Annotated in this window: 16 protein-coding genes; 8 read left to right on the top strand and 8 right to left on the bottom strand. The window is 71.1% G+C overall.

The genetic code is table 11. The features are described 5' to 3' along the window. Positions 1-241 precede the first annotated feature (241 nt). From ACLQ2R_RS25700 to ACLQ2R_RS25665, 8 genes are all read left to right on the top strand, one after another. Positions 242-1693: a glycoside hydrolase family 43 protein gene (locus ACLQ2R_RS25700; RefSeq protein WP_425963134.1), complete on the top strand. Its 1452-nt coding sequence runs from the start codon at positions 242-244 to the stop codon at positions 1691-1693. Positions 1694-1924: 231 nt separating this feature from the next. After that, positions 1925-4021 carry a PQQ-dependent sugar dehydrogenase gene (locus ACLQ2R_RS25695; RefSeq protein WP_425963133.1) on the top strand — a complete coding sequence of 699 codons (2097 nt, stop codon included), beginning with the start codon at positions 1925-1927 and terminating at the stop codon, positions 4019-4021. A 382-nt stretch (positions 4022-4403) separates the two neighbouring features. After that, entirely contained in the window at positions 4404-4493 is a 90-nt protein-coding gene (locus ACLQ2R_RS25690) for a potassium-transporting ATPase subunit F (RefSeq protein WP_362814422.1), read from the top strand. After that, a complete protein-coding gene (gene kdpA / locus ACLQ2R_RS25685; RefSeq protein WP_425963132.1) occupies positions 4493-6154 on the top strand; it encodes a potassium-transporting ATPase subunit KdpA in 1662 nt (553 codons plus the stop codon). The genes ACLQ2R_RS25690 and kdpA overlap by 1 nt, the downstream gene beginning before the upstream one ends. 1 nt (position 6155) lies before the next feature. After that, a complete protein-coding gene (kdpB, locus tag ACLQ2R_RS25680) occupies positions 6156-8318 on the top strand; it encodes a potassium-transporting ATPase subunit KdpB (protein ID WP_425963131.1) in 2163 nt (720 codons plus the stop codon). Then, positions 8318-9187 (top strand): potassium-transporting ATPase subunit C, encoded by an 870-nt coding sequence (locus ACLQ2R_RS25675; RefSeq protein WP_425963130.1) that lies wholly within the window; start codon positions 8318-8320, stop codon positions 9185-9187. The genes kdpB and ACLQ2R_RS25675 overlap by 1 nt, the downstream gene beginning before the upstream one ends. Positions 9188-9320: 133 nt before the next feature. Further along, positions 9321-11867, top strand: a complete 2547-nt coding sequence (locus ACLQ2R_RS25670; RefSeq protein ID WP_425963129.1) for an ATP-binding protein — start codon at positions 9321-9323, stop codon at positions 11865-11867. Next, positions 11864-12532 (top strand): response regulator, encoded by a 669-nt coding sequence (locus tag ACLQ2R_RS25665; RefSeq protein WP_425963128.1) that lies wholly within the window; start codon positions 11864-11866, stop codon positions 12530-12532. Before ACLQ2R_RS25670 ends, ACLQ2R_RS25665 begins: the two co-directional genes overlap by 4 nt. A gap of 153 nt (positions 12533-12685) precedes the next feature. Here the strand turns inward: ACLQ2R_RS25665 and ACLQ2R_RS25660 are convergent, their stop codons facing one another. From ACLQ2R_RS25660 to ACLQ2R_RS25625, 8 genes are all read right to left on the bottom strand, one after another. Then, positions 12686-13222: a hypothetical protein gene (locus ACLQ2R_RS25660; protein ID WP_425963127.1), complete on the bottom strand. Its 537-nt coding sequence runs from the start codon at positions 13220-13222 to the stop codon at positions 12686-12688. Positions 13223-13418: 196 nt separating this feature from the next. Beyond that, positions 13419-13628, bottom strand: a complete 210-nt coding sequence (locus ACLQ2R_RS25655) for a DUF397 domain-containing protein (protein WP_425963126.1) — start codon at positions 13626-13628, stop codon at positions 13419-13421. Next, entirely contained in the window at positions 13625-14161 is a 537-nt protein-coding gene (locus ACLQ2R_RS25650) for a DUF5753 domain-containing protein (protein ID WP_425963125.1), read from the bottom strand. The genes ACLQ2R_RS25655 and ACLQ2R_RS25650 overlap by 4 nt, the downstream gene beginning before the upstream one ends. 230 nt (positions 14162-14391) lie before the next feature. Next, positions 14392-15462 (bottom strand): sulfotransferase family protein, encoded by a 1071-nt coding sequence (locus tag ACLQ2R_RS25645; RefSeq protein WP_425963124.1) that lies wholly within the window; start codon positions 15460-15462, stop codon positions 14392-14394. Next, complete coding sequence (locus ACLQ2R_RS25640; RefSeq protein WP_425963123.1) at positions 15459-16013, bottom strand: EF-hand domain-containing protein; 555 nt, start codon at positions 16011-16013, stop codon at positions 15459-15461. The genes ACLQ2R_RS25645 and ACLQ2R_RS25640 overlap by 4 nt, the downstream gene beginning before the upstream one ends. 103 nt (positions 16014-16116) lie before the next feature. Beyond that, positions 16117-16686 carry a hypothetical protein gene (locus ACLQ2R_RS25635; RefSeq protein WP_425963122.1) on the bottom strand — a complete coding sequence of 190 codons (570 nt, stop codon included), beginning with the start codon at positions 16684-16686 and terminating at the stop codon, positions 16117-16119. A 283-nt stretch (positions 16687-16969) separates the two neighbouring features. Further along, on the bottom strand, positions 16970-17458 hold the full coding sequence (locus ACLQ2R_RS25630; RefSeq protein WP_425963121.1) for a CAP family protein: 489 nt from the start codon (positions 17456-17458) through the stop codon (positions 16970-16972). Positions 17459-17641: 183 nt separating this feature from the next. Continuing rightward, on the bottom strand, positions 17642-20287 hold the full coding sequence (locus ACLQ2R_RS25625; RefSeq protein WP_425963119.1) for a M12 family metallo-peptidase: 2646 nt from the start codon (positions 20285-20287) through the stop codon (positions 17642-17644). Positions 20288-20969: the final 682 nt, after the last annotated feature.

Raw genomic sequence — 20969 nt, 5'->3', positions numbered from 1 at the left:
GGGTGTCACGAAGGTATTGACCGGCCCTATGTTAGCGATCACACTGATGTGACGCCGAAGTGATCTCCGGCCGGCCGGGGACGCGTGCCGTGATTCCGGCGTGCCGGTGGTCCCGTGTCGCCGCGACGGGCGAACGCCCGCGAGAAAAGGTGTTAACGCTAACACCCGCGGGCCGCCAGGAGGGACGAAGGCCCGCGACACCGTCGGCCGCCCGCCGTGCTCACCCCTCGAAGGAGAAACGATGCCGAGAGTCCTGTCCCGGGTGGGCGCGATGCTCGCCGCCTGCCTGATGTTCATGTCGTGGCCGATGGCCGCCCCGAAGGCGGCGGCCGCCCTCGACCCCTTCACCGGATACCTGATGGCGCACTTCACCGGGGAGTCGGCGAACGGCGAGCAGATCTACCTCGCCCACAGCGACGACGGGCTGCGCTGGAGCGACCTGAACAACGGCGGCGTGGTCCTGCGCTCCACGGTCGGCACGCGAGGCGTCCGCGACCCCGCCCTCGTCCGATCTCCCGCCGGTGACCGGTACTGGATCGTCGCGACGGACCTGCGCATCGCCGCCGGCACCTCGTGGAGCGACGCCGCGAACCGGGGGAGCACCTCGCTGGTCGTGTGGGAGTCCAGCGACCTGGTGAACTGGTCGGCCCCGTGGCTGATCAACGTCGCGGGCGCCATCCCCGGCGCCGGCAACGCCTGGGCACCCGAGGCCGTGTACAACCCCGCGACCGGTGACTACGTCCTGTACTGGGCGACGAACTCCGCGCGCAACGGCGTGACCAAGCACCGCATCTGGTACACGCGCACCGGTGACTTCCGCAGCTTCACGGCACCGCAGCTCTACATCGAGCGCGGCGGCAGCCAGGGCATCATCGACACGCAGATCGTCGACGTTCCCGGCTCGGTCGGCGGCTACCGGTACTACCGGGCCTCGGCGGACGGCCACATCACGATCGAGGCGAGCAACTCGATCCTGGGATCCTGGACGACCCTCGGGAACCTCTCGCACATGGGGATCTCCAACGGCACCGGCGGCGGCAACGTCGTGGAGGGCCCGATGTGGGCGCAGTTCAACGGCCGCAACGAGTGGGCGCTGTGGCTGGACCAGTACGCCACCGGCCGCGGCTACATGCCCGTCACCTCCACCGACCTGGGCAGCACGCGCAACTTCCGGACGCGCACCGACTACGGCATGGGCACCAACCGCAAGCGTCACGGCTCCATCCTCAACCTGACCGCCGCGGAGGAGAACCGCGTCCTGGGCCGCTGGGGCGCCACCACGCCGGTCAACCGCATCCAGTCGTACAACTTCCAGACCCGGTACGTGCGGCACGCGGACCTCGACGTGCGCATCGACGCGAACGTCAGCCCCGCCCAGGACGCGCAGTTCCGGCTGGTGCCGGGCCTGGCGAACGGGAACGGCTACGTGTCCTTCGCGTCGGTGAACTACCCCGGGTACTACCTGCGGCACTACGGGTTCGACTTCGTCCTCGCGCCCGACGACGGCAGCGCGACCTTCGCGGCCGACTCCACGTTCCGTCAGGTCGCCGGGCTCGCGAGCTCGTCGTGGACGTCCTTCCAGTCCTACAACCACCCCGACCGCTACATCCGGCACTACGGCTACCTGCTCCGGCTCGACCCGATCGGTGACGCGCAGAGCCGTGGCGACGCCACCTTCCGCGTGACGAGCTGATCCGCGGCGAGCGGCCGCGCGGCCGGATGACCGCGCGGCCGGATGACCGCGCGGTCGTGCGACCACGCGGCCGTGCGGTCGCGGGGCCACGAGGGGCTGCCGCGAACGGTTTCCCACCGGCCTTTTCGGACAGATGAAGCAGCACAAAACTCCCGAAACGGTCTGCATCATCGCAGAGGCCGACGATAGCCTCGCTTCGGAAACCCGCGGACGATCCCACTTGGAGAACAGGTGCGAACACCCCCCTCGATCAACGGCCGCAGGTCATGGCCGCGCGTGCTGGTGGCCGCGATGGCCGCATTGGCCACGGTGGCCGCCGCGCTCGCGATGACGGTGGCCGTCGCGGCGCCCGCCTCGGCGGCGCCGGCGACCGTGGTCGGCGTGGCCTCCGGCCGCTGCCTCGACGTGATCGGCAACAGCGCGGCCTCCGGGACCGGCGTCAACATCTACACCTGCAACGGGCAGGCCAACCAGTCCTGGACCTTCACCGCGGCCGGTGAGTTCCGGGTGTACAACGCCACGATGTGCCTGGACGTGGTCGGCCAGGACACCACCGCCCCGGCCGCGCTGCAGATCTACACCTGCACCGGCGGCGCCAACCAGCGCTGGAGGGTCAACGCCGACGGCACGATCACCGGTGTGCAGTCGGGCCTGTGCCTGGACGTGACCGGCGAGAGCACGGCCAACAGCGCCCTGGTGGGCCTGTGGACCTGCACCGGGCGCGGCAACCAGAAGTGGACGACGTCCACGGGCAGCGCCGACACCCAGCCCCCGACGGTGCCGGGCGGCGCGCGGGTGAGCGGCCTGACGTGCGACTCGGTGACGTTCGCGTGGAACGCCGCGACGGACAACGTGGGCGTGGCCTTCTACGACGTCTACCACGACGGCCAGCAGATGAAGACGGTGAGCGGCACCACGCTGTCCACCACCCTCACCGTGGTCCCCGGGGCGACCTGGGGTCTCTACGTCAACGCGCGCGACGCCGCGGGCAACGTCTCGCAGGCGAGCACCACGGTGACGATCAACCCGCCGCAGTGCCAGGCCGACACCCAGGCCCCCAGCGCCCCGACGCAGCTCACCGCCTCGGTGTCCGGGACCACGGTGACGCTGAGGTGGACCGCCTCGACCGACAACGTCGGGGTCCGGGCCTACGACGTCCACCGCGGCGGCGCCAAGGTCGGCGCGGTCAACGGCACCCCGCCGGCCACCACCTTCATCGACAGCGGGCTGGCGGCCGGCACGGCCTACCAGTACTACGTGGTGGCCCGTGACGGGCAGGCCAACGTCTCGTCGCGCAGCGGCACCGTGACGGCGACCACCGGCGCGGCGTGCGCCAACCCGGTGTGCACGGTGACGCAGGTCGCGACCGACACCGACATCCCGTGGGGCCTGGTCACGCTTCCCGACGGCACGATCCTCTACAGCCGCCGCGACGCCGACGACATCGTCCGCCTCAACCCCTCCACGGGGGCCAAGACGACCGTGGGCACCGTGCCGAACGTGGCCGGCACCGACGGCGAGGGCGGCCTCCTCGGCCTGGAGATCTCCCCCTCCTTCGCCGGCGACCGCTGGGTGTACATCATGCACACCTCGCCGACCGACAACCGGATCGTGCGGATCAAGCTGGAGAACGACAGGCTCAACACCGCCACCGAGCAGATCCTGGTCAGCGGCATCCTGCGCAACAAGTACCACGACGGCGGCCGCCTGCGCTTCGGCCCGGACGGCAAGCTGTACGCCAGCACCGGCGACGCGCAGAACGGCGACCACGCGCAGAACACGGCCCACCTCAGCGGGAAGATCCTGAGGATCAACCCGGACGGGAGCGTCCCGTCGGACAACCCGTTCGGCAACCTCGTGTGGAGCTACGGTCACCGCAACCCGCAGGGGCTGGCGTTCGACTCCCAGGGCAGGCTGTGGGAGCAGGAGTTCGGCAACAGCGTCATGGACGAGACCAACCTCATCACCAGGGGCGGCAACTACGGCTGGCCGGCGTGCGAGGGCACCAGCGGATCCTGCGGCACCGCCGGGTTCATCGCCCCCAAGCGCACCTACCCCACCGCGGAGGGCTCCTGCTCCGGCATCGCGATCGTGCGCGACGCGCTCTACGTGGCCTGCCAGCGCGGCACCCGGATGTACCGCGCGGTGATCAGCGGCAGCAGCCTGACCAGCGTGCAGACCTACTTCAACGGCACGTACGGCCGGCTGCGCACCGTGGAGCCCGCCCCGGGCGGCGGCCTGTGGCTGACCACCTCCAACACCGGTGACAAGGACAGCACCCCCAACAACAGCAACGAGAGGATCCTGCGCGTCACGCTCGGCGGCTAGACGTACGCGGTCGGCGGGTTGGTGACGGCCGGCTGACCGGGTACAGCCAGAGCCTGCCGCGAAGGCCGTAGCCGTACCCGGCCGGACGGCGCGGACGCCCGGCGGTTCCCGGAGGTGACTCCGGGGCCGCCGGGCGTTCCCGTTTCGCGCCCCGCCCGGGCCGCCGTATGGATCGCGTCAAGAATGCCGTCACGGCCGTATGGAAGCCGTCAAGAACGGTCGAAGACCCCTTTTTCCGGGCTTTGCTGGTCGAGTGCCGCCCATTCCGGGCGGTGGCAACGTTCCGGAGTCGAGGAGTGAGGATGGCCGACGTCATCTTCGTCGCCCTGACGATCGCGATCTTCGTGGTCCTCGGGGTGGTCGTGAAGGCGGTGGAGCGCCTGTGAGCGCCGTCAACGCCGCCGGTCTCGTGACGGTCGCCGTCCTGGTGATCTTCATGGTCGTGGCGCTGCTGTTCCCGGAGCGGTTCTGATGAGCCCGGCCGTCGCGGGGACGATCTTCGTCGTCTCCCTGGTCGCCGTGCTGGCCCTGGCCTGCGGGCCGCTGGGCGACCACATCTTCCGGGTGTACACGAGCCCGCGGCACACCGCCGCCGAGCGGGGCGTGTACCGGCTGCTGGGCGTGCGCGCCGACGCCGAGCAGAGCTGGGGCGTCTACGCCCGCGCGCTGCTGGCGTTCTCGATGATCTCGGTCCTGGCCGTGTACGCCGTCCAGCGGCTGCAGGACAGGCTGCCGCTGAGCCTGGGCATGGAGCCGGTCACCGACCACGTCGCCTGGAACACCGCGATCAGCTTCGTCACCAACACCAACTGGCAGGCCTACTCGGGTGAGTCCACCATGGGCCACCTGACCCAGATGGCCGCCCTGGCCGTGCAGAACTTCGTGTCCGCCGCGGTGGGCATGGCGGTGGCGGTCGCGCTGGTGCGCGGCCTGACCCGGCGCGGGGCCGAGACGGTCGGCAACTTCTGGGTGGACCTGGTCCGCGGCACGACGCGGATCCTGCTGCCGCTCGCGTTCGCGGGCGCGCTGGTGCTGGTGGCCGGCGGGGTGATCCAGAACCTCTCCGGCGCGCACGAGGTCGCGACGCTGACCGGCGGCACCCAGGCGATCACCGGCGGCCCGGTCGCCTCACAGGAGGCGATCAAGGAGCTGGGCACCAACGGCGGCGGCTTCTCCAACGCCAACTCCGCCCACCCGTTCGAGAACGCCACGAGCTGGACCAACTGGTTCCAGATCCTGCTGATCCTGCTGATCCCGTTCTCGCTGCCGCGCGCCTTCGGCAGGATGACCGGGCAGCCGCGGCAGGGCACCGCGATCCTCGCGGTGATGGCCACGATCGCGCTGGCCGTCGTCGTGCTCACGAACGTGTTCGAGCTGGGCGGGAACGCGACGGTGGCCCAGGCGGCGGGCGCGGCGATGGAGGGCAAGGAGGTGCGCTTCGGCGTCCCGGGCTCGGCCACGTTCGCCGCGGCGACCACCCTGACCTCGACCGGGGCGGTGAACTCCTTCCACGACTCCTACACCCCCTTCGGCGGCATGATGACGATGTTCGCCATGATGCCGGGCGAGGTCGCCCCCGGCGGGGTCGGCTCGGGCCTGTACGGCATGCTCGTCCTGGCGGTGATCACCGTCTTCGTGGCCGGGCTGATGGTCGGCCGCACCCCCGAGTACCTGGGCAAGCGGATCGGCACCCGCCAGATCAAGCTGGTGTCGCTGTACCTGCTGGTCACCCCCACCCTGGTGCTGGCCGGCACGGCGCTCGCGATGGGCTCGCCCACGCTGCGGGCGAGCATGCTGAACGGCGGCCCGCACGGCCTGTCGGAGGTCCTGTACGCCTTCACCAGCGCCTCCAACAACAACGGCTCGGCCTTCGGCGGCCTGTCGGCCGCCACGCCCTGGTACGACGTGGCCCTGGGCCTGTGCATGGCGTTCGGCCGGTTCCTGCCGATCGTCCTGGTGCTGGCGCTGGCCGGATCGCTGGCCCGGCAGGTCCCGGTACCGGCGTCGGCGGGCACGCTGCCCACCCACGGCCCGCAGTTCGCCGGCATGGTCGTCGGCGTGACGATCGTCCTGGTCGCGCTCACCTACCTCCCGGCGCTCGCGCTCGGCCCCCTCGCGGAAGGACTGTCCTGACATGCCGATCCCCACGGCCCACGCACCGGCCGCGACACCGGACGGAACACCGGCCGGCGCCCCGGGCGGAGCCCCGGCCGGAGCCCCGGCGCGCGCCGGCCGGGCGGGCGCGGGCCTGCCCGGCACCCGGCGGCTGATCGCGTCGCTGCCGGACGCGCTGCGCAAGCTCGACCCGCGCACGCTGTGGCGCAACCCGGTGATGTTCGTCGTCGAGATCGGCGCGGCGTTCACCACCGTGCTGGCCGTCGCCGACCCGTCGTTCTTCTCCTGGGCCATCGTGGTGTGGCTCTGGCTGACCGTGATCTTCGCCAACCTGGCCGAGGCCGTGGCCGAGGGGCGGGGCAAGGCGCAGGCCGAGACGCTGCGAAAGGCCAGGACCGACACCCGGGCCCGCCGGGTAAGGAGCGTGACCTCGACCGGGTGGGACGAGGTCTCCGCCTCCGAGCTCGTCCGGGGCGATCTCGTCGTCGTCGAGGCGGGGGAGACCGTTCCCGGAGACGGCGACGTGGTCGACGGGATCGCGTCGGTGGACGAGTCGGCCATCACCGGCGAGTCCGCGCCGGTGATCCGCGAGTCCGGCGGCGACCGCTCCGCGGTGACCGGTGGCACGAAGGTCCTGTCGGACCGGATCGTCGTCCGGATCACCCAGAGGCCCGGCGAGAGCTTCGTCGACCGCATGATCGCGCTGGTGGAGGGGGCGAACCGGCAGAAGACGCCCAACGAGATCGCGCTCAACATCCTGCTGGCCGCGCTCACGATCGTCTTCCTGGTCTCCACCGCGGCGATGCAGCCGCTGGCCGTCTACTCCACGCTCGTCAACCCGGGCATGCCGGACTCGGTGGCGCTGAACGCCGGCGGTGTCAGCGGCGTGGTGCTGGTCTCGCTGGTGGTGTGCCTGATCCCGACCACCATCGGGGCGCTGCTGTCGGCCATCGGCATCGCCGGCATGGACCGCCTCGTGCGGCGCAACGTCCTGGCCGTGTCCGGCCGCGCGGTCGAGGCCGCGGGCGACGTGTCCACGCTGCTGCTGGACAAGACCGGCACGATCACGCTGGGCAACCGGGAGGCCGTCGCGTTCGTCCCCGTCGACGGGGTGGACGAGACGGAGCTGGCGCGGGCGGCCCAGCTGTCCAGCCTGGCCGACGAGACCCCCGAGGGCCGCTCCATCGTGGCCCACGCCCGGCGGGCCCACGGCCTGAGCGAGGAGTGGCCGGCCGAGCCCGACCGGGTGACCTGGGTGCCGTTCACCGCGCAGACCCGCATGTCCGGCGTCGACCTCGACGGCCGCCAGGTCCGCAAGGGCGCGGCGGCGGCGGTCATGGCCTGGGTGGGCGGGCACGGCGGCCGCACCGAGGGGATCGGCCACCTCGTGGACGCCGTCGCCGTCTCCGGCGGGACCCCGCTGATCGTGGCCGAGAAGGGCCGGATGCTCGGGGTGATCCACCTCAAGGACGTGGTCAAGCCGGGCATGCGGGAACGCTTCGACGAGATGCGCCGGATGGGCATCCGCACGGTGATGATCACCGGTGACAACCCGCTGACCGCCAAGGCCATCGCCGACGAGGCCGGGGTGGACGACTTCCTGGCCGAGGCCACCCCCGAGGACAAGCTGGCGCTGATCAGGAAGGAGCAGGAGGGCGGCCGGCTGGTCGCGATGACCGGCGACGGCACCAACGACGCCCCCGCCCTGGCGCAGTCCGACGTCGGCGTCGCCATGAACACCGGCACCTCGGCCGCCAAGGAGGCCGGGAACATGGTCGACCTGGACTCCGACCCGACCAAGCTCATCGAGATCGTCGAGATCGGCAAGCAGCTCCTCATCACGCGGGGCGCGCTCACCACGTTCTCCATCGCCAACGACATCGCCAAGTACTTCGCGATCGTCCCGGCCATCTTCGCGGCCGTCTACCCGGGGCTGGACGCGCTCAACGTCATGCGCCTGGCCAGCCCCCAGTCCGCGATCCTGTCCGCGGTCGTGTTCAACGCGATCGTCATCGTCGCGCTGATCCCGCTGGCGCTGCGCGGCGTGCGCTACCGGCCCTCCGGCGCCTCGGCGCTGCTGTCGCGCAACCTGTACGTCTACGGCCTGGGCGGCGTCGTCGCGCCGTTCCTCGGCATCAAGATCATTGACCTTGTCCTCCGGTTCCTTCCAGGGATGTCCTGATGCGCCACCTACCCGCTCCGCTGCGCCGCCACCTGACCGCGATCCGAGCGCTCGCCGTCCTCACCGTGCTGCTCGGCCTGCTCTACCCGCTCGCCGTCACCGGCGTCGCCCGGCTGCTGGCGCCCGGCGGCGCGGGCGGCTCGATCGTCCGCTCCGGCGACAGGGAGGTAGGCAGCGCGATCATCGGGCAGTCCTTCACCGACGCCGCCGGTGCCCCGGTCGCGACGTACTTCCAGTCGCGCCCGTCGGCGGCCGGCGACGGCTACGACCCCACCTCGACCGGCGCGAGCAACCTGGGCCCCGAGGACGTCGTGGACACGCTGCCGGTCCCCGGCGCCGTGAACGAGGACGGCGAGCCGGACGAGGGCAGGCTCTCGCTGCTCACCCGGGTGTGCGCCCGCTCGAAGGCGGTCGGCGAGCTGGAGGGCGTCAGCGGCGCCCGCCCGTACTGCACCCCCGAGGGGACCGGCGCGGTGCTGAAGGTCTTCCCCGGCCGGGCGGTCAGCGTCAACCAGGCCTGCCCCGCCACCCCGTTCCTCACCTCCTACCGGGGGCTTCCGGTACGGTGCGCCACGCCGGGCGAGGACCACGCCGCGGGCCTGACCGTCCCGGTCCGGGGGAACGCCGGAGCACCCGCCGTGCCCGCCGACGCGGTCACGGCGAGCGGTTCCGGCCTGGACCCGCACATCTCGCCCGCCTACGCCGCGCTGCAGGCGCCGCGCGTGGCCCGCGAACGCGGCATCGCCCTCGCGGAGGTGCGGCGGACGATCGCCGAGCACACCACGGGCCGGGCACTCGGCTTCATGGGCGAACCCGCCGTCAACGTGCTCGAACTCAACCTGGCGCTCGACAACGCGCGGCCGAGGTGAGCCGCGGGGGAGCAGGCGGGGATGATGGGTGACGGTGAGTGCGTGCGAAGTGACGGGCGGGTGACAGGGTGAGCGACGGGACGAGCGGGTACCGGCACGGCGGCCCGCCCGCGGGACCGGCTGGGGAGACCCCGTGAGCCGCGGCCGCCTGCGGGTCTACCTCGGCGCGGCGCCCGGGGTCGGCAAGACGTACGCGATGCTCTGCGAGGGCCACCGGGCGCTGGAGCGCGGCCGGGACGTGGTCGTGGGCCTGGCCGAGACCCACGGCCGGGCCCGGACCGCCGCCCTGCTGGAGGGCATGGAGGTGATCCCGCTCAGGAGCGTGACGTACCGGGGCGCGACGTTCGGCGAGCTGGACACCGAGGCGGTGATCGCCCGCGCGCCGAGGGTGGCGCTGATCGACGAGCTGGCCCACACCAACGTGCCGGGTTCGAGGAACGCCAGGCGCTGGCAGGACGTCGACGAGATCCTGCAGGCCGGCATCGACGTGATCTCCACCGTGAACGTCCAGCACCTGGAGTCGGTCAACGACGTCGTCGAGGAGATCACCGGCGTCCCGCAGCGCGAGACCGTACCGGACGAGGTGGTGCGGCGGGCCGACCAGGTCGAGCTGGTCGACATGTCGCCCGAGGCCCTGCGCCGCCGCATGGCCCACGGCAACGTCTACGCCCCGGGCACGGTCGACGCGGCCCTGTCGAACTACTTCCGCGTCGGCAACCTGACCGCGCTGCGCGAGCTGGCGCTGCTGTGGGTCGCGGGCAAGGTCGACGACCAGCTCGATCGCTACCGCACCGACCACGGCATCGCCGTCACGTGGGAGGCCCGCGAGCGCGTGGTCGTCGCCCTGACCGGCGGCCCCGAGGGCGCCACCCTGGTCCGCAGGGCCGCCCGCATCGCCGCCCGCACCAAGGGCGCCGACCTGCTCGCGGTGCACGTCACCAGCGCCGACGGGCCCGCCGGGGCCGACCCTGCCGCCCTGGCCGTCCAGCGCACCCTGGTCGAGGACATGGGCGGCACCTACCACCAGGTCACCGGCGAGGACGTCTCGCGCGCGCTGCTCGACTTCGCCCGCGGCGTCAACGCCACCCAGCTCGTCCTGGGTGCCTCCCGCCGGGGCCGCCTGGCCCAGCTCCTGTCGCGCGGCGTCGGGCTGGAGACCATCGCCCGCTCCGGGACCATCGACGTCCACATGATCACCCACGACGAGGCCAGGAGGGGGCGGCGCCGGCCGGTGCGCTCCCGGGCCGCGCTCACCCGCACCCGGCGGCTGATCGGCTGGGGGATGGCGGCGGCCGGGCTGCCGGGCCTGGTCCTGGCGCTGTCGCCGTTCCGGGACGTGCTGTCGCTGCCCAGCGAGATCCTGCTCTTCCTCTGCCTGACCGTCGCCGTCGCGCTGGCCGGGGGCATGTGGCCGGCCATCACCACGGCGGTGGGCGGGTCGCTGCTGCTCAACTGGTTCTTCACCACACCGGTCGGCGAGTTCACCATCAGCGACCCGGAGAACCTGTTCGCGCTGGTCGTGTTCGTCCTGGTGGCGGCCGCGGTCAGCACGATCGTGGACATCGCCGCCCGCCGTACCCGCGAGGCCGCCCGCGCCGGCGCGGACGCCGAGCTGCTGTCGACGCTGGCCGGGCACGTGCTGCGCGGGCAGGCCGCCGTACCCTCCCTGCTGGAGCGGACGCGCGAGACGTTCGGCCTGACCTCGGTCACCCTGCTGGAACGGCTGCCCGAGGCCACCCGGGCCCCCGAGGAACGCTCGGACCCGCAGGCGTGGCGGATCGTGGCCACCAGCGGCGGCACCCCGTCCACCTGCCCGGGACGCTCCGACACCGACGTGGTCATCGACGACGACCTGGTCATGGCCGTCCGGGGCGGGCCGCTGGACGCCGCCGACCGCACGGTGCTGGAGGCGTTCGCCGCCGAGACCGCCGTGGCCCTGCGCCAGGAACGCCTGCGTGAGGCCGCCGAACGGGCGCGCCCGCTGGCCGAGGCCGACCGGATGCGCACGGCGCTGCTCGCCGCCGTCAGCCACGACCTGCGCAGCCCCCTGGCCTCGGCCAGGATCGCCGTCGAGAGCCTGGGCAGCACCGACGTCGTCTGGAGCGAGGACGACCGCGCCGAGCTGCTGGCCACCGCGAAGGAGTCCCTGGAGAGGCTGGACCGGCTGGTGGCCAACCTGCTCGACATGAGCCGCCTCCAGGCCGGGGTGCTCGGCGCCATCCCGCGGCCGGTCGCGCTGGAGGAGGTCGTCCCGCGCGCCGTCGACGACCTGGGCCCGCTGCGGGACCGGATCGAGGGGGACGTCTCCGTCGAGCTGCCCGAGGTGCTGGCCGACCCGGCCCTGCTGGAGCGGGTGCTGGTCAACCTCATGTCCAACGCGGTGCGCTACAGCCCGCCCGGCGAGCCGGTGCTGATCAGCGCGAGCCGGCACGGCGCGCACCTGGAGATCCGGGTGACCGACCGGGGGCCGGGAATCCCGCCGGAGGCGCACGACCGCGTGTTCCAGCCCTTCCAGCGGCTGGGCGACCGCGACAACCACTCGGGGGTCGGCCTGGGCCTGGCGCTGTCGCGTGGCCTGACCGAGGCGATGGGCGGCACACTCGTACCCGAGGAAACACCCGGGGGAGGTCTCACGATGGTCGTCACACTGCCCGTCCGGAGCGGGGCGGTGACGTCGTGACGCGCATCCTCGTCGTGGACGACGAACCGCAGATCCTGCGCGCGCTGCGCGTCAACCTGGTCGCCCGGCACTACGAGGTGGAGGTCGCCCCCGACGGCGGCTCGGCCCTGCGGGCCGCCGCCGACCGGCCGCCGGACCTGGTCATCCTCGACCTGGGGCTGCCCGACCTGGACGGCGTGGACGTCATCCACGGCCTGCGCGGCTGGACCGCCGTGCCGATCATCGTGCTGTCCGGCAGGGACGGCGGCCAGGACAAGATCGAGGCCCTGGACGCCGGCGCCGACGACTACGTCACCAAACCGTTCGGGCTCGACGAGCTATTGGCCCGCGTGCGCGCGGTCACCCGGCGCGCCGGGGCCCAGGAGGCCGAGCCCGCCCGCGTGGAGATCGGCGGCCACGTCGTCGACCTGGCCGGAAAGACGATCTCCGGTGACGTGCGCCTGACCCCCACCGAGTGGCACATCCTGGAGCTGCTGGTGCGCCACCCGGGCAAGCTGGTCAGCCAGCGCCAGATCCTCACCGAGGTGTGGGGCGCCGCGTTCGTCAAGGAGACGAACTACCTGCGCCAGTACATGGGCCAGCTCCGCCGCAAGCTCGAACGCGACCCGGCCCGTCCCGCCCACCTGATCACCGAACCGGGCATGGGCTACCGCTTCACACCTTGACCCGCCCGCGCCCTTCGACCCGCGCTCGTACGCCGTGACCCGGGCCCCTTCTCCCGGCCCTGTCCTCCTGGACCGTTTCCGGGGCCCGGGCCGTTCCCGGGGGGAGTTCCGGTCCGGTGGGCCCCGCCCCGGCACGGGCCCACCGGCCGTGGCTCACTTCGAGGTGTAGAGGACCTTCCAGGTGCCCTCGTACAGGCAGTTCAGGGAGGGCTTGGAGGCCTTGGGCTCCGAGCAGACCTTCAGCTGGACCTGGTAGAGGTCGTGCTGCGTGAAGGTGAACGACTTGGGGGTGCCGTAGGAGCAGTCGACGATGCTGCGGTGCTTGAACGGCAGGTTCTTGCCGTCGGCGGTGCGGTAGGTGAGGCGGAAGACCGCCCAGCCGCAGGAGGAGGTGGCGCGGGTCAGGTCGTAGACCTTGCCGGAGATCCTGCCACGCGCGGCGACCGGGAGGACCGCGTGGTCCTCGCCCGAGACCGTCAGGGTGCCGTGCGTCCTGGCCCTGCGGCCGGGGGCGTGGTAGGTGCCCCATTTGATGGTGCCCTGGGTGGCGCTCTGCCCTGCGGCGGGGTTCGCAGCGACCGGAGCCGCGACCGGTGAGGCCGGTGCGGTGGCCGCCTGCGCGGCCGCGGGGGCGATCGCGACGAGGGCGGAGGCGAGGGCGAGTCCCGTCAGGGAGCGGGTCATCGTCATGGGAGGGGTTCCTTTCCGGCTGCTGTGCCCACAGTCTGTGATGCACCGCTTTCACCCCGCTTGACCGCCCACTGCAAACGAGTATCAACCGCCCGTCCGCAAGGCGCGAAGCCGGCAGGAGACACGATCGGGAAAGCACCGGAACCGGCGTCGGCGGTCCGGGCCGACGCCGGAGGACAGCCCTTGTCCTTGAGGATCAGGTGAGGGCGTCGAAGCGGCCGTTCTTGATGCCGCCGACGAAGGCCGTCCACTTCTCACGGCGGAACAGGAGCGTTCCGCCGTCGCGGTCCTTGGTGTCGCGGACGGCGACGTCGTCGCCGACGAACGCCATCTCGACGCAGCTCGGTCCGTCGGCGCTGAGGGTGCTCTTGCGCCAGCGTGCACCGGACAGGTCTGGGTTCATCATGATTCCTCTCGCCAGTGATCTCTCTGTAGAGACGCGAGTAACGCTGCTGTGTCAGCGGGGCTGAGTGCCATCGCGCGAAGATGCTGACACATATCGTTATACCGCTGGATATCGGTTTCTTCCTCAAGGAAAAGGTCACCGGCCATGCTGTCGATGTGAATCACATCGGGATTGCCCGCAGCGAACTTCAAGACGATGAAGCTGCCGGGCATCCCTGGATGGGCTCCGGCAAAGAACGGGATGACCTGGACGGTGATGTGCGGTCGTTCGGCCTGCCGGGCGAGATGTTCGAGCTGAGCGCGCATGACGAGGTCTCCGCCCACCGCCCGGAACAGGGCAGCCTGATCCAGGATCGCCCCTCCTGCGCGACCCCGGCCCCGACGACGAGAGCGGCCGCGGTCTCCATCTCGTCGACCTCCTCGCCACCGGCTGGGGCTACTACCGGCCCTGCCCCCGGCGGCAAGATCGTCTGGTGCGCCCTGGCGTCCCCGCCGCCACCTCGCGGGGAGCCGGCCGCACCGTTCCCTGAGCACTGAGAACTGTTCCCGGTGACCCCCGGCCCCGCGACACGCACACCTCAGAGAACCGATCGGCCCCGTCGGCCACCGCCAGCTCACCCTTCTTGACCCGCACCGCGATCTGGCCGCCGGTCTTCGCGCCGGTCTCCCGCCCGCACCGGACGCGGCGCTGACCGAGGCCTTCGACCACCTTGTTGCCGAGCACGCCGAACGCTACGGCTGGCCCTCTGCCACCTGCCTCAATGTCAGGCGATGGTGACGGGCTGGTACCGGCCGGTGGCTTGAAGGGTTGCGGTGATCTTCTCCTTGAGTTGCTCGACCTTGCGGGCGAGGTCGAGAGTGGAACGGTCGGCCGGCTTGCGGACCTCGCTCGCGGATCGGGCGGCCCAGCCTTCGGGGTCGGTCAGGCCCAGGAAGCGGCCCAGGCGGGTGAGTTCGGTCGCGGGCGCCTCCAGGAGCGTGCCGTAGTCGATCACGGCGGTCTGGTGTTGCGGCAGGCGGGCCAGGAGCGCCTGGGCGTACATGTTCTGGGCGACCCAGGCCAGCACGAACGGCTCCAGCAGTTCCCCGCGCCGCCTCAGGAGGTCGGCGGTGAGGTGCTGGGGCAGCATCGAGCGCAGGTTCTCGGGGATGCCGTCCTGGTAGTGGGGTGCGTCCTCGTCGAAGGGGTTGAGGGCGCACAGCCGCACGAACTGCTCGCCGATCGTGGCGAGCTGGAAGTAGGGGTGGGCGCGCATCGACAGCACCGCGGGCAGGCAGTCGCGGCGCAGGTGGACCACCCGTACGTCGGGGAACATTTCCACGAGCCGGTCGGCGTAGAAGCTGTTGGCGCCCGAGCGTTCCACCCAGATCCGCCGGCCGAACCTGGCGGCGAGCAGACCGAACAGCCAGCGGTGGTGGGCGGCCAGGGTTTGGGTGGGGAAGGCGGGGACCTGGAGGGCCAGCTCGCCGAAGAGCGCGTCGGGGTCGGCGGTCAGGCCGGGCAGGGCGGCGCCCAGGAAGCGGGGCATGGCGGTCCGGCCGTCGCGGCAGGCGCGGATCGGGCCGCGGTAGGTGATCTCGGGCGGGTGAAGGTCCAGGCGGTTCAGCAGTTCTTCGATCGCGCTGGGCCCGCTGATGATGTCCCAGAACTGGGCGCCGGTGAGCGGGCCGGGGGCGGTGTAGGCCAGCGAACCGAGACTGATCATGTATTCGGACAGCGACAGGACGTCCTCATGTCCTCCCAGCAGCCGTGACAGCAGCGTCGATCCGCAGCGGCCGGAATTGACGACCAGGACGCCGGGCACCGCCGGGGGCGCCGGATCGGTGAGGGTCACGGCGTTGACTCCGGACGGCCGAAGACGAGGTTGGCGGGGTTGTCGGGATCGTCGCTGACGTAGAAGTCATGGACGGCGGCCAGGACGACCTCGGTGCGCAGCCGTCCGGCGCCATCGGTGTCCAGGGCGTGGAAGCCCTCCTGGGCGCCGGGCACCTTCAGCAGTTCGGCGAGGCGAAGGTAGTCGGCCAGGTCCAGATACCCGTCGCCGTCGGAGTCGGCCGCCCGCAGTGCCGCCCGCGAGGTCGCCAAGACCGCGCGCTCCAGCGCGGCGGAATCGGCGGAGATGCCGGCGCCCATCGCGTGGGTGTACTCGGCGAGGCTGACCTGCCCGTTGTGATCGACGTCGGCCAGGGCCGCCAGCTGGGTCCACTGCTCGGCGAACCCCGCCGCGATCTCCTCTTGCAGCACCGCAGAGGCGCCCAGCCCTTCGCCCAGCCGCCGGGCCAGCTGCCGGTAGTCGTTCTGGTCGATGAACCCGTCGCCGTCCACGTCGTGCTGGGCGAAACGGGTCGCGAGCTTGGCCGCCCGCACCTCACTGATCTTGTCCATCGCTACCTCCACAATCACGCCGCTCGAACCCGAGCCGACTGCATCGAACCTGTACCGCTACGTCCTGTTCACCCCGGATCCGCTCATCTGACCCGCCGGGTGTTCAGATGAGGGTGAGCTGGGCGATCAGGGTTCCGCTCTGGCTGGTCAGGCCTGGGCTGGCCAGGCATTGCAGCGGGTTGAGTACCGGGTAGACCCAGACAACGGTGGCGTTGCCGCCGGTGAACGGGCCGCTGGTGACCGTGCCGGTGCCGGTGACCTGTTCGGTGCCGGCGACGATGAGGTCGGTGAAGGTCAGGTTGATGACGCTGTGCTGGCCGGTGTTCCAGGTGATGGTGAAGGTCGGGTCGGTGTTGAGGCTGGGCGCGGCCAGGCAGGAGGCGCCGGGCAGGGTGAAGACGGTGCCGGAGGTGCCGCTGGTCAGGCCGGAGACGGTGGAGGTGCAGGAGGTGAGGGTGTCGGTTTCGCTGTAGGTGACGGTCTGCGGGGTGAAGGTCAGGCCGGGACTGTAGCTGATGGCCGAGCTGCCGGTGCAGGTGGCGCTGGCGGCCGCGTGAGCGGCCGGGGCGGGAAGAAGCGCGGCCGTGGTGATCAGCACGGTGAAGGCGATCAGCCGGTGCCAGGTGCGCTGTCTGCGAGGTGCGTCACGATGCCGCGTGGGGTCAGATGTCATGGCGGGTTCCTCTTTGGCTGTTGAGTTGGCTGGTGAGCGCGGAGGGTGGGTGCGCCGAGCATGCGGCGCACCCACGGCCGTGCGGTGGCCAGCAGCTGGTGGTGTCTCCGGCGTCGGTGGTGCAGGTGTCGGATCCCAGGCCGCCGTTGGCGGTGTCACCTGCGGCGCCGTCGTGGACGTTGATGCTGTCGTTGCCGTTGGCGCCGCTCATGATGGGGTGGCGCCCCGCAGCCGTCCGCTCCGAGCGCTTCGGCTTTGCGAGGCGGGGGCGGCGGGAATCCGGTCAGGCGGGCAGCACGTTGTCGGCGAAGGCGCCTTCCATGTTGCCGCGCTCCTCGAAGACGAACACGATGTAGGTCTCGAAGTACTCACCCGGCTGGCCCGCGACGCGCGCGATGCCGACCTTGGTGCTGGCCTTCCACACCAGCTGGGTGAAGTGACCGGCGCCGGAGGAGAACTGGGCGGCGGCGAAGTCGTAGGCGGAGATCTCGTCGTACCACTTCTTGACCGCCCTGGATCCGGGCAGGGCCTCGGCGTCGCCGCCCCAGAAGATGTTCTCTCCCGTCTGCGCGCGCAGGCCGGTGTGACCGGCCGCGAGCCTTTCCTGCTCGGAACGGGAGGAGGCCCGCTCCAGGGCGTAGGCGTTGAGTTCGGCGTCCAGGACCAGGGGCGGCGCGTGGTGCTTGGTGCGGTAGGCGTTGGCCTCGGCGAGCGCCTCGGCCTGGAACTCCGGGGTGGTGGCGTCGGGCAGGGCGGCGCGGGTTCCTGTCATCGGACATCCTTCGAACGGTGGTGGGGGACGGCGGCGGATCATGATCGCTATACATCGCGGATTCACGCAGACGGCGAGTGACCTCTACCGCCGCCGCCGCAGGCAGGGGCATTGATCTCGGTGAGGTTGTCGCCGCCTGGTTGGCCTGCGCTGCCCGCCGGGACAGCGCAGGCCCGGAGACTGTCAGGCCTGGTCGTGCAGCTCGGTGCGGGCGGCTTCGGCCTGCTCGACGATGGTGGCCAGCACCGGCTTCGGGACGTCCTTGTCGCGGAAGGTCTCCACGAGCTGGTCCAGGACGGTGTCGGCTTCGGTGAGGTCGCCGGCGCGGGCGTGGGCGCGGGCCAGGCGGCGCATCGTCTCGTTCAGGGTGATGTTGTCGACTCCGGCGTCGGTGGTGGGGTCCAGGGTGGTCTCCACGACCGCGGCGAGTTGTTCGATGCTGGTGTCGGTGTCGGCGGTGCGGACTTCGACGCCGCTCTCGGTGAGGGTGAGGAAGTTGCGTCCGGCGTTGGCGCCCTTGGCCATCCGCGCGTGCACGGCCAGCGGGTGGTCGGGGTGGTCGGCGATGAGGGTGTCCAGGGCGGCGTTGCCGTCGGCGAGCTGGGGGGCGTCCGAGCCGCGCAGGGCCAGCAGGATGCCTTGCTGGTCGCCCAGCAGCAGATCACCGACGGCTCGGTCGGTGTCGTCGGCGGGCGCCTTGACGGTGATGAGGTGCTCGGGTGAGACGACGGTGGAGCCGTCGGGTGCCCGGTAGCGGGCCTGGAGGCGGTAGGTGCCGGGCTCGGGGAAGGTGAAGCCGCCGGCGCCGTAGCCGAGGTAGGCGCCGGCGTACAGAGCCGGGGTGCCGGCGTCGAGGGTGAGGCGATGGTGGTTGCCGCAGTCGCGGGCGATCGGCTGGAAGGGGCGGACCTGACCGGCCGGATCGGTGATCAGGACGGTGAGGTGGCTGCCTGCCGGGGTGAGATCGTCGACGGCCTCGGCCGCCGGTCGGCTGCCGTCCAGGGACAGCTTGATCTCGACGGTGACGGGTTCTCCGTGGGAGAAGGACTCGCTGCCCGACAGCCGCAGGCGCAGCCCGGACTGGGTGGGGGCGGGCGGGGGGAGGGCGGGCAGGTGGGCGGCGCCGGTCATGAAGGGTTTGCCGCCCATGACGACGTCTGCGTAGAAGCCGTGGCGCATATGCCGCAGCTCGCCGGGGGTGAACTGCCAGGCGAACACCGACCAGAAGGCGGCCCCGCCGTCTCCTTCCCCTGTCGCTGGGTCTCCCTGGTAATCGTCTTGGTAGTTCATGAACGACTTGTCGCCGTAGCCGTCGCGCGGGCCCATCGGCTGCGGGGGGATGGTGCTGTCCTTGCCGAAGGTGTGGGCCAGGTTGAGGGCGTGGCCGATCTCGTGGATGAAGGTGAACAGTTCATCGCGCGTGCCGACTATCTCGACCTCCTGCATGACGTCGTAGAAGGTGGCCATGCCCTGCCGCTGGAAGGTGCCGTTGCTGTCGAACATGGTGCCGTCGGCTCTGCTGGGGGTACCGTCGTTGTTGGCCTTGCGATTGGCGATGAAGGTCCACAGCTTCCACTGCTGGGTGTCGCGGTGCAGGCTGAAGTGGCGGCTCATCGCGGCGTGCAGTTCGGCCGTCGACCACATCAGGTCCTTGTCCGCCTCGGACAGAGCCACCTCGTTGGCGGCGCCCCCGGTGCGCAGTTCGACTCCGGCGTCGGCGAAGGCCGCCTGGACGGTCATGACCCTCTTGTCCAGTCCGGGCGGACGAGGGTGGTCGGTGGTGGCGTACTGGCCGACCGGCGTGGTTCCTGCGATGTAGTCGATCTCCCAGTCGATGGTGCGCAGGAACCGGGAGACGTAGGCGCAGGTGTAGACGTAGGGTTCGACGTCCTCGTCGTCGGGGTTGCTGCGGGTGACGGTGGCGGTGCCGCCGGGGGCGAGCTTGCCGACCGTCACCGACAGCCTTGGCCGCATGGTCTCCTCGGCGTAGGTCGCGGTGCCCTCCAGGGTGCCCGGCAGGGCGAGGGGCGCGGTTCCCTCCAGCACGAAGGAGTTGGAGTACTCCTCCCCGTTTGCAGTGATGTCGAAGATGTCGCCGGAGATGACCGGGAGCGCACCGACCAGGTCGACCCGCAAGTCGATCTTCGAGCCGCCGTCTTCGGTGGTCCCGATGAACCGCCCCGCGGCCGGCAGGCGGGGCTTTTGGAAGTCGGCGGGCAGGGCGGCCAGTCCGGGCAGGACCTCCGCCCAGGTGCCCACGGCTATGGGGCCCTGGCCCCAGTCGAGGTCCATCGCCTTGTCGCCCTTGATGAACAAGGTCCGATACCCCCCGCCGGGGAAGCACATGATGGCGTGATCGAAGTCGCCGCTCATGTCCTTGGGCAGCCTCTTCCACCCGGCGCCCTCCATGCCCGACAGCGGGCCCTGATAGCCCACGCCCTGGCCCCACATGATGACCGCGCACTGATCGCCCTTGATCAGCAGGGTGCGGCGTGTGTCGTAGAGGGCGGGTAACTGCACGGCGATGTCGAGGTCGCTGCGGAACGCGGCCGGGATGTGAGCCCCCAGGCCCGGGTAGCCGGTGATCGGCCCCCGATAGAGGATTTTTTTGCCCCAGTCCTGCTCCAGGCACTGGTCGCCGGCGAGGAAGAGCGTGGAGCCGTGGCTAAGGCGTATGAGGCCGTCGCTGCAGCTGGCGAACGGCTCGGGCAGCGTGGCGAACGCTCCGTCGAACGCCTGTGCCAGCGGCTTGCGCCACTGCAGAGCCTTCGTGTCGACCAGCGCGGCCTCATCCCCGCGCAGGCACCACAACGTCCACGGCTGGTTCAACGTCGTCGTGACGGCCGCAGAGAATCCTGTGGTCCTACTGCGCAAAAATCCCATCGCACGCCTCCCGGCCGGGCCCCGCGGGCCCACGCCGATGACGGTAAGAAATCACGTCGATACACACAATGACCACATCAAGTCAGGTCAGACCAAAACAAACCGAATGAAGTTCTCATTTGATTGCGGACCGTTCCATACCCATTCACTATCCATCCGGCCAGGACCAGACAGGCTCCCCGGCAGACCTCAGCCGACGCGAAACCGCAGGTCCAGGCCTGAAAAAGCCGGACCGGCAAGCCTGGCCCGCCCTCCGAAGGGCGCCCCGCACCCGCTGCGTCACTTTCGTCCCATCGGTCACGGCCAGGACCGCCGTAAACACCGCCACCACATGACCTCATCCGGCCATCACCTGTGCCGCAGCCCCGCCACATGCATCCTCTCCCCGATGCCGCCATCGCCGCCCCGGCCAGCGTCGGGACCACGAAGCCCCGCACTAATGGGCGACGCCCCGAGGCCCGAAGCCACCAACGCCGACGGCCGTCCTGGCGGCACCCAGGCCCCTACATCGCAGGTCACGGAGAAACGGCTCCTGTTCGCCAACCCGCGACCTGACATGCCACCCTCCGAGGTATCTCACCGTGGGTTCCGCCCCATGCCCCCTTCGGAATTCACGAACTCTCGGGGA

The organism is Streptosporangium sp. DT93 (assembly GCF_049844535.1).
Classification (GTDB): domain Bacteria; phylum Actinomycetota; class Actinomycetes; order Streptosporangiales; family Streptosporangiaceae; genus Streptosporangium.
The sequence above is the reverse complement of the archived record's forward strand: the minus strand, read 5'-3'. Positions and strand labels throughout refer to the sequence as shown.